Genomic DNA, 8,665 nt, shown 5'->3' on the forward strand with positions numbered 1-8,665 from the left:
ACCTGACCAGTTACCCACCGCCAACCCGTAGATCCTTCACTTGTGCACCGCACAGCGTCGTACGTGGCACTAATGGGTGTCAACGGCTACCGTGGCCCCATGCCGGTGACCACCCGACCCCTCGCGGAGGTGAAGCGGCAGGCGGCACTCGAGCATGTGCTCACCGCCGCTCGCCGGTACGTGATCGAGAACAGCGTCGACGCGACCATGGACCAGCTCGCCGAGGCGTCCGGGGTGAGCCGGCGCACGCTGTTCCGGCTCTTCGGTACGCGCGAGAAGCTCATCGCCAGCGCCTTCCAGGCCGCGATGACGCACTACCTGCGGTCGCTGCCGCCTTTTTGCGGCGACGTCGACCAGTGGCTGCGGGCGACCTGTGAGACGGCCCACCGGATGAACGCCTCCATCGGCCCCGGCTACTGGGAGATGGCCGCCCGCACCGATCTGCCGCCGGACCTCGCCACGTTCCAGCGGTCCACCCGGCGCGACTGGAACGACCGGATCCTCGAGATCGCCGCGACCCTGTGGCACGAACAGGGCCACCGCGGCCCTCCGCCCGACGCGCTGCTCACCACCGTGGGAGCCCATCTGAGCTCCCATTTCACCGCCGCCGTCATCATCGACGCCGGCCGCGACTGGCAGACCGCCAGCGCCCTGGCCCATGCCGCCATCACGGGAACCATCGGTTTCCTCTCGGCCCCGGGCCAGGTCACACAGCTCGACAGCCCGGCAACGGCGGAGCAGGTTTCGGGAGATGCGCGCACCCATGACTGACTCCGGTCGCCTGACTGACTCCGGTCGCCAGGATGCGACGTCCGGGCCGGCGGCGGCCGACCGCGGCGCGGGATGGGTGGCGTCGTGGTCGACGTCGATCGCCGGCCCGTTCGGCCCACTCGCCCCGCCCGGCGCCGCGGTGGCGGCGTACATGCCGCAGCCCGACCTCTCCTTCGCCCTCACCCGCCCCGTCACCGACGGCGCCCGCGACCAGACCATCCGCATGATCGTCAAGCCGGACGTGTGGGGCGCCGTCGCCCGGGTGCGGCTGTCCAACGCGTTCGGCCCGAACGCCGTGACCTTCGGCGCCGCGTCGGTGGCGTTGCGGGAGTACCAGGCGAACCTGGTCGAGGGCACCTCGGTCGCCCTGACCTTCGAGGGCCGACCGGAGGTGACGATCCCGCCCGGCGAGCGCAGGTTCAGCGACCCGGTCGCCCTGCCGTTCGTCGACCGGATCACCCCACGCTGGCTGGCCGGTCGCGAGCTCGCGGTCAGCCTCGCGGTGCGCGGCGCGTCCGGGCCGATCAGTGCCCACTCCGACGGCCTGGTCACCGGCTATCTGAGCCCGCCGGGTTCGGGCGACCAGACCGGCGCGCCGGATGACCACGCCTACCCCTACACGATCAACTCGGTGCTGTTCGTCGAGGCCGTCGACATGTGGCTACCGGATGCCACCCTGGTGGTCTGTGCGTTCGGTGACTCCCTGACCGACGGCACGTTCTCCACCCACGGCGGGTACGACCGCTGGTCGAACGCGATGTCGCGCCGGTTGCACGCCGCGCTCGGCGACCGGGTGAGCGTGGTCAACCAGGGAATCGGTGGCAACGCGGTGGCCGCGGCGATGATCGGGCAGCCGGCGACGGTGCGGGTCCACCGGGACATGCTCGGCCTGTCCGGGCTCGACGTGGTGGTCTGGCTCGAGGGGATCAACGATCTGGGGATCGGCCGGGGCACCCCGGGGCCCGTGCTGGCCGGCTACCGGCAGGTGGTCGACGTGCTGCACGACGCCGGGGTGCGGGTGGTCGGCGCGACGATCCCCCCCGCGCTGGCCCCCGGTGGCACGCCGCCGGCGGACAGCCCGCTGCGGTCGGTCGGCGCGGAGCTGGCCGCCCACATCGGCGGCCGTCAGGTGGACCAGTACCGCCGGGAACTCAACGAGTTCATCCTCACCAGCGGTATCTTCGATGCCACCGCCGACCTGGCCGCCGCCGTGACCGACCCGGCCACCGGGACGCTGCCGGCGCCGTTCGTGCCCAGCAGCGCCGGTAGCGCCGGCGACTATCTGCATCCCAACCGGGCGGCCTACCAGGTCATGGGTCGGGTGGCCGCGGACGCGGTGCTCACCCTGGCGGCCGTCAGGCGGTGAGCACCGCGCACGGACAGCGCCAGCCCACGCTGGCCGCAACCACAACCCCGGCAGGAACCAGAACCCAGGTAGGGAGAATCCATGCAGCCTGACCTGATCGAGACCCAGCGCCGCGGCCGGAAGATCGCGCTGACCGGCGCGGAGGTCGACACACTGCTGACCGAGGAACGCATCTGCCGCGTCGCGACGCTGACCTCCTCTGGTGCCCCACATCTGAGCCCGCTGTGGTTCGTCTGGGACGGCACGTCCCTGTGGCTCTACTCGATCGTGCGCAGCCAGCGCTGGACGGACGTGCGGCGCGACCCCCGGACGGCCGTCGTCGTCGACGGTGGCGGCGGGTTCACCGAGCTGCACGGCGTGGAGCTGCGCGGCCGCTTCGAGCCGGTCGGCCCGGTCCCCCGCACCGGCGACGAGGACGCCCCCGAAGTCGCCACACCCGAGCGACTGTTCGCCGCCAAGTACGGCGGCCGCCCCGACGGCTCGATGTTCCACGACGGCCGGCACGGCTGGCTGCGCCTGACCCCCGAGAAGGCGGCCTCCTGGGACCACCGGAAGCTCGGCCGATGACGATCCCCGCCACCCCGGTCGACTCCGCCCGTCCAACCGGGGTGGACGGGCCCCAGCCGGTCACCACGCACCGGCACGGCCGGACCCTGGTGATCCGGATCGACCGGGAGGCCAAACGCAACGCGCTCAACCCCGCCATCGCCGCGGGCATCGACCAGGCGATGAACGAGGTCGAGGATGATCCCGAGCTGTGGTGCGCCATCCTCACCGGCGGGCCGCGGATGTTCTCCGCCGGCGCCGATCTGAGGACCGGCGCCGGCGAGCCGACCGAACGCGGTGGCCTGGTGGGGCTCATCCACCGGCAGCGGACCAAACCGCTGATCGCCGCGGTCGAGGGTTTCGCGCTCGGCGGCGGGGTCGAACTCGTGCTGTGCTGCGATCTGGTGGTCGCCGCCCGCGACGCCCGGTTCGGCCTACCCGAGGTCAAGCGGGGCCTGATGCCCGACTTCGGCGGTGCCTTCCGGATCTCCCGAGTACTGCCGCGCAACGTCGCCTTCGAGCTGCTCGCCACCGGGGACGACCTGTCCGCCGAACGGGCCGAACGTCTCGGCCTGGTCAACGTCCTCACCGAGCCCGGTGGGGCCCTCGAGGGCGCGCTCGCACTGGCCGAGCGGGTCAACGCCAACGCACCGCTGGCCGTGCGCGCGGCCCTGGGCATCGCCCGTCACGAGATCGCTCCCGACGAGACGGAGATCTGGGCCCGCAGCGACGCCGCCCACACCGACCTCATGGGAACCGCTGATTTCCGCGAGGGCATCGACGCCTTCTTCGAACGCCGTCCACCAGTCTGGAAGGCCCACTGAGCCGACAGACAGGACCGACTTGCCCGCTGACCCGGCAGGGCCAGCGGGTCAGCTCAGGTCAGCAGGTCAGGGTTCCGCGGCGCAGGGCGTGGCCGCCATCGTTGCTGTCATCGGACCAGACGACCTGACGGGATCCGCCGGAGCAGCTCGCCGCGGGTGCGAGCGCGAATCCCTCGTTGTTGTAGTTGCTCATTCCGCTGGGACGCGCGTACACGGCGGTGCCGGTGAGGACTCCCGACGCGTTGATGTCGAGGACCGCCGTCCGACCCTGGCAGGTGTCGTCGCATTCCGCCCACAGGTGACCGGTACTCGGATCGAATTCCAGGTCCATGACGGCGGAGAACCCGCTCGCGAACGTGGCGACCCGGGTGTAGGTGGTGCCGGCCTGGTTGAGCGCGTAGGCGTAGACGGAGCCGTTCGCCTCCAGCCCGGCGAAGTACAGGCCGGTGCCGTGCCCGGGGTAGCTCGCCGGGTTGTAGGCGGCGCCGGTGTGGTCGTCATGGAAGCCGTGCGCGGTCAGGTAGGAGTCGGGAATCCACGAGATGGCTTCCAGCCCGCTGTTCGCGGCCACCGCCGGCAGGTCGGCGGTGAGGTTCCACTCCCCCGTCGCGGTCAGCGCGGACGCGCTGGAGGTGGCGTCGAACCGGAGGATCTCCGGGCGGCTCACGCCGCTGTTGGCGTTGTTGCGCTCGGTGGCGACGAACAGTCCGTCCGGGGTGGTGACGACGCCCTCGGCGTCCGGGTCACCGGTGCCGCCGGGGTAGCGCAGGGCCTTGCCGGACGTCCAGCCACCGGTGGTGTCCGGCGTCCAGTTCGACCCGCTGGGGACCAGTCGGTAGAGCGTGCCGGGGCCGTTCTTCACCGCCCACAGCTGGCTTGCGTTCTCGAACGACAGGCCGCTGAGGTTCTCCCCGAACACGTTCGCCGCGTCGGCGACGGACACGGCGCTGCCGCCCGGCCAGGTCGCCGGCGGGCAGGAGTTCGTCGCCCCGCGGGTGGACGCCGCGGTGGTCGTGAACGCCCCGGTGGCGTCGGGGCAGCGCCCGTAGGTCGTCGACGCGTGCGACGTCCAGGTGTAGGAGTCGACCGGGGTGGTGACGCCGGCCTGGTAGAGCCGCACCGAGTCGGCGGCGCCGAGCCCGAACACGGGGTCCACGTCGAGGACCAGGTGGCCACCGACGGCCACGGAGGTGCCGGCCGGGATCGTGAACACGTGGGTGTCGTCGTTGTCCCGCACGCTCCAGCCGGAGACGTCCACCGCGGTCGTGCCGGTGTTCGCGAGCTCCACCCAGTCACCCGGGCTGCCGCCGCTGGACTCGATCTCGTTGATCCGCACCGTCGTCGCCGCCTGCGCCGCCTGGGGCAGCGCCACCAGGCCGGCGACACTCGCCAGGCCCAGCAGCAGCGCTGTCCCCGCCGCGGCGACCGCGGGCCGGCGGCGCGACCCCGAGCGCGACCGTGACCACACCGACGGGCAAGCTGCCGGCCGGGTGGCTGCCGACGGGGCGGGTGTCGGCAGGGGAGGTAGGGAACCACGTGACCATCGGCGCACGGAGCGGACTCCTGTTCCACGGACCAGGCCGGGGGGAAACCCCTCTCCCTGCCGTGGCGAAGCCTTCCGCACACCGGCGACGACCCGCTGAACGCGCCACCAACAACATGGGCAGCACTGATGACCACTGCGCGCAGCCACCCGGCCGCGCTACGCCCAGGATCGCACTACTGCCACGCCGCGGCGGCCTGCCCGGTGCGGGGACGCCCCAGCCGGGCAGGCCGCCCGCCGGACTAGGAGATCCCGAGCAGTTCGACCTCGAAGAGCAGGTCGGACTTCGGCGGGATGACCGGTGGGAAGCCGGCCTCACCGTAGGCGTAGTCCCAGGTGATGGTGAGGACGGCCTTCTGGCCGAGGGAGAGCTGGGGCACGCCCTCGTCCCAGCCCTGGATGACCCGGCCGATCCCGATCTCGGTCGTGAACGGTGTGCCCCGGTCACGGGACGAGTCGAAGACCTTGCCACTGCGCAAGGTGCCGACGTAGTGGATCGTCACCGTGTCGCCCTTCTTCGGGAACGTCCTGCCATCCCCCGGCGACAGCGTCTCGATCGAAACACCCATGCGAAATGCCTCTCCTACCTCGATGGAGGCAAGCAGGCCGGCCGCCGGACGACACCCGCCCGCGGAACCCGGCCCGCCGCCCGGCTCCCTCGACCCTAACGGTCCTTCGTGCCGGCCATGCCCCCACGTGGTAGGGCCCTCGCCGACACCGCGGAACCACCACGTGGAGGGATTCGGGGGCTCAGCCAGCGGCCAGCGGCCATGCCGCGGACTGGTCCACAGGAGCGGTGATCGTGCGGAATCGGTGGGTGGGCGCGGCAGGGATCGAACCTGCGACCACTCGCTTGTAAGGCGAGCGCTCTCCCGCTGAGCTACGCGCCCGGGAGTAGCCAGAGCTCCAGAAGTAGCCGGAGCCATAGCCCGCCAAGCTTACGCCTGTGCGCCATGAGGACGACACCGCAGCCGTAGCGCGGCGGAGGGGGAGCCGGTGGCGGCAGTGCTCGCGGATGGCGGCACCTGGGCCCCGAGGGCCCGGCAACGCGCACCGACTCCCGTACCCACAGTCTAGAGGGCGGCGAGGGCCTTGAGGTACTCGGCCTGGTCGCGCGCGTCGGGAATGTTGTTGACGACCTTCCAGCGCACGACGCCCTCCTTGTCGATCACGAAGGTGCCGCGTACGGAGATGCCCCGCTCCTCGTTGAAAACGCCGTAGGAGGACGCGACGGCGCCGTGCGGCCAGAAGTCGGCCAGCAGCGGGAACTCGTAGCCCTGCTGGTCGGCCCAGACCTTGTGGGCGAACGGCGAGTCGACGGAAACGGCGAGGACCTGCACGTTGTCGTTCTGGAAGGAACCGAGGTCGTCCCGCACGGAGCACAGCTCGCCCTGGCAGACACCGGTGAAGGTCAACGGGTAGAACAGCAGCACGACGTTCCGCCTGCCGCGGAAGTCGGCCAGGGTGACGACCTCGTTGTTCTGGTCTTTCAGCGAGAAGTCCGGGGCGACGGAGCCAACTTCGACAGTCACGAGCGCTTCCTCTCCACAACGATGGGGATGATCACGGTGACGCCAACTCCGATCAGGCCGACATCCGTCCAGGACACCACCACGACCGGGCCCGCCGTCGCCTGCTGCCAGCATGCCAGTTACCGCCAGCATGCCAGTTTCCGCCGACCGGGAACCGATCGGTGCGGCGCGGTGTGGCCCACAACGGGCGGCGTGGATGTTTCAGGGCCCGCGCCGCCGGCAAGTTTCACGCTCCCGAGACACACAGGCGGCGAGTGTTGAGGTGTCATCGGCCAGACTGGCCTAGTCTGGCCGATCGACGCGGGAGCCATCGACCAGACGTGCGGTACCAGGGTGCACGATCCGCGTACGCCACCGGCATGGACACCGATGAGGGCAGGACCAACGTTGACCGACCAGAGCGCGACCCCCCACGGCTTCCCTGAGCCGCATGGCCAACCAGATGTCCACGACCGCCATGGCTGGTCATCCGATCGTGCCTACCAGACGGGTCTTCCCCCGGAGCCGCCCTACCCCGCCGAGCAGCCGCGTCCGGGCGGCCAGCCGGCCAGGGAGCCGCCCCCGATCGACGGGCCGGGCACGTCCACCGGGGGCTTCCCGATCTACGCGTTCCGTGAGTCGCTGTCCGGGCCGGAACCGGAGCAGGGCTACCCGGCGACCCCCGACTACGGCTTCCCCGGGCCGGACGGGCCCGCTGGCCCGGTCCGCGACCTCGGCGGCGCCGGCATGCTCGGCAAGCATCGCAACCCGTTCGCCGCCTGGCTCGGCCTGCCGCTGCTCACCCTCGGTGTCTACCCGTTCGTCTGGGTCTACAAGACGAACCGGGAACTGGCCGAATACGACCGGCGCATCCAGGTCAACCCGACGTTGTCAGTGCTGGCCTTCCTGATCGGCTGGCTGGTGATCGTGCCACCGTTCGTCGCGGCCTGGCGGCTCGGTACCCGCACCCGCGCCGCCCAGCATGCCGCGGGCGTGCCGGAGACCAACCCGGTGCTCGCGTTCGTCCTGTTCCTGATCGGTTTCGGACCGCTGTTCCTGCAGCTCGAGCTCAACCGCCTCTGGGATCGCTACCCGGGTGCCGTCGAAGGCCAGCAGGTCCCGCTGTACCGCTGACCCAACCCATCCGGCCGCGCCCGGGTGTCGCCCGCGGGCAGGCGGGAACCGCGGACGTGGTCGGACCACGCCCGCGCGCGCCCGCGGCGCCGACGGTGGCACACCACCACCGGGACGCCGCCGCGCGGCGGACTCCGGCCACGCGCCGCCCGGCCGACCGGAAGCCGCCCACCCCGAAGGCGGGCTCCGGCCACGCCGATCCCCGGGCCGGCCTGGCACCCGGGGACGACGCCGGCGCGCTACTCAGCGATGGCGCGTGCGCTGCGACTTGGGGGCCGCGAGCCGCTGACCGGACCACTCCTGGGCCGCGCTGAGCGTGCTGGTCTGCACCAGGCCGGCGGTGGGCACCGCGTCCAGCACGTCGCTGGGAGCAACGTGACCGTCCCGTCCCGCCTTGGGTGTCAGCAGCCAGATCACACCATCGTCGGAGAGCTGGCGGCGCGCGTCGATAAGCGCGTTCGCCAGATCGCCGTCGTCGTCGCGCCACCACAGCAGCACGATGTCGACGACGTCATCGGAGCCCTCGGGGACTAGCTCGGTACCGCTGGCACTGGTCACCGCGTCCAGCAGGTCCTGGGCGATGTCATCGTCCTCGTTGAGCGACTGCACCTGGGTCCCGGCGGAGACTCCCAGCCGCTCCGCCCGGCGCTGACCCTCGGCGTTCGCCGCGGTCGGACTCACCCTGCGCTACCTCCTGTTCGTTGTTGACGCTCCGCGGTGGGCGCGGAGACGTCCTGTTCGTGTGTCGACGCAGCCCGCGATGGTGTCCATCACGCGACGCGTCTCGACCTAGTCCACCGGACCTGCCGTGGCTGCGCAAGTGCCACGCCGTCAATCGTGGACCGACCAGGGCATCCTCGATGATGGAGGTGGGTGGCAGGTACCCGGTTGCGAGTCGTTTCATCCCGGCGACGCGGACCTTCATCCTCGCCCGGCCCCGTCTCACCCCGCCACAATGGCCGTAGGTTAA

9 protein-coding genes and 1 tRNA gene are annotated in these 8,665 nt (G+C 71.4%); 5 read left to right on the plus strand and 5 right to left on the minus strand.

Annotation, left to right across the window (positions count from 1 at the left end; translation table 11 throughout):
• Positions 1-105: 105 nt before the first annotated feature.
• The 4 genes from G6R24_RS15270 to G6R24_RS15285 all read left to right on the plus strand — a co-directional run bounded on the left by G6R24_RS15270 (position 106) and on the right by G6R24_RS15285 (position 3,507).
• Positions 106-771, plus strand: a complete 666-nt coding sequence (locus G6R24_RS15270; protein ID WP_163549919.1) for a TetR/AcrR family transcriptional regulator — start codon at positions 106-108, stop codon at positions 769-771.
• Entirely contained in the window at positions 764-2,137 is a 1,374-nt protein-coding gene (locus G6R24_RS15275; protein WP_163549920.1) for a GDSL-type esterase/lipase family protein, read from the plus strand. Before G6R24_RS15270 ends, G6R24_RS15275 begins: the two co-directional genes overlap by 8 nt.
• Before the next feature lie 96 nt (positions 2,138-2,233).
• On the plus strand, positions 2,234-2,704 hold the full coding sequence (locus G6R24_RS15280) for a pyridoxamine 5'-phosphate oxidase family protein (protein ID WP_163549926.1): 471 nt from the start codon (positions 2,234-2,236) through the stop codon (positions 2,702-2,704).
• On the plus strand, positions 2,701-3,507 hold the full coding sequence (locus G6R24_RS15285) for an enoyl-CoA hydratase-related protein (protein ID WP_163549921.1): 807 nt from the start codon (positions 2,701-2,703) through the stop codon (positions 3,505-3,507). The genes G6R24_RS15280 and G6R24_RS15285 overlap by 4 nt, the downstream gene beginning before the upstream one ends.
• Positions 3,508-3,565: 58 nt before the next feature.
• Here G6R24_RS15285 and G6R24_RS15290 read toward each other — a convergent pair whose 3' ends face one another.
• The 4 genes from G6R24_RS15290 to G6R24_RS15305 form a co-directional block, all read right to left on the minus strand.
• Positions 3,566-4,975: a lamin tail domain-containing protein gene (locus G6R24_RS15290; RefSeq protein WP_225438568.1), complete on the minus strand. Its 1,410-nt coding sequence runs from the start codon at positions 4,973-4,975 to the stop codon at positions 3,566-3,568.
• A 317-nt stretch (positions 4,976-5,292) separates the two neighbouring features.
• Positions 5,293-5,619, minus strand: coding sequence for an FKBP-type peptidyl-prolyl cis-trans isomerase (locus tag G6R24_RS15295; protein WP_163549922.1), 327 nt, complete (start codon positions 5,617-5,619; stop codon positions 5,293-5,295).
• Between the two features lie 249 nt (positions 5,620-5,868).
• Positions 5,869-5,940, minus strand: a tRNA-Val gene (locus G6R24_RS15300).
• Between the two features lie 183 nt (positions 5,941-6,123).
• A complete protein-coding gene (locus G6R24_RS15305; protein WP_163549923.1) occupies positions 6,124-6,582 on the minus strand; it encodes a peroxiredoxin in 459 nt (152 codons plus the stop codon).
• Between the two features lie 387 nt (positions 6,583-6,969).
• Between G6R24_RS15305 and G6R24_RS15310 the strand changes: the two genes are divergently transcribed.
• Positions 6,970-7,695 (plus strand): DUF4234 domain-containing protein, encoded by a 726-nt coding sequence (locus tag G6R24_RS15310; protein ID WP_225438569.1) that lies wholly within the window; start codon positions 6,970-6,972, stop codon positions 7,693-7,695.
• A gap of 243 nt (positions 7,696-7,938) precedes the next feature.
• Here G6R24_RS15310 and G6R24_RS15315 read toward each other — a convergent pair whose 3' ends face one another.
• Positions 7,939-8,376, minus strand: a complete 438-nt coding sequence (locus G6R24_RS15315; protein WP_163549925.1) for a DUF3052 domain-containing protein — start codon at positions 8,374-8,376, stop codon at positions 7,939-7,941.
• Positions 8,377-8,665: the final 289 nt, after the last annotated feature.

This window comes from Candidatus Frankia nodulisporulans (assembly GCF_902806475.1).
GTDB classification, from domain to species: domain Bacteria; phylum Actinomycetota; class Actinomycetes; order Frankiales; family Frankiaceae; genus Frankia; species Frankia umida.

Excerpts from the sequence above, each read along its gene's own strand:
- G6R24_RS15285 (WP_163549921.1), top strand. The coding sequence starts at position 2,701 with ATGACGATCCCCGCCACCCCGGTCGACTCCGCCCGTCCAACCGGGGTG.
- G6R24_RS15295 (WP_163549922.1), bottom strand. The coding sequence starts at position 5,619 with ATGGGTGTTTCGATCGAGACGCTGTCGCCGGGGGATGGCAGGACGTTC.
- G6R24_RS15275 (WP_163549920.1), top strand. The coding sequence starts at position 764 with ATGACTGACTCCGGTCGCCTGACTGACTCCGGTCGCCAGGATGCGACG.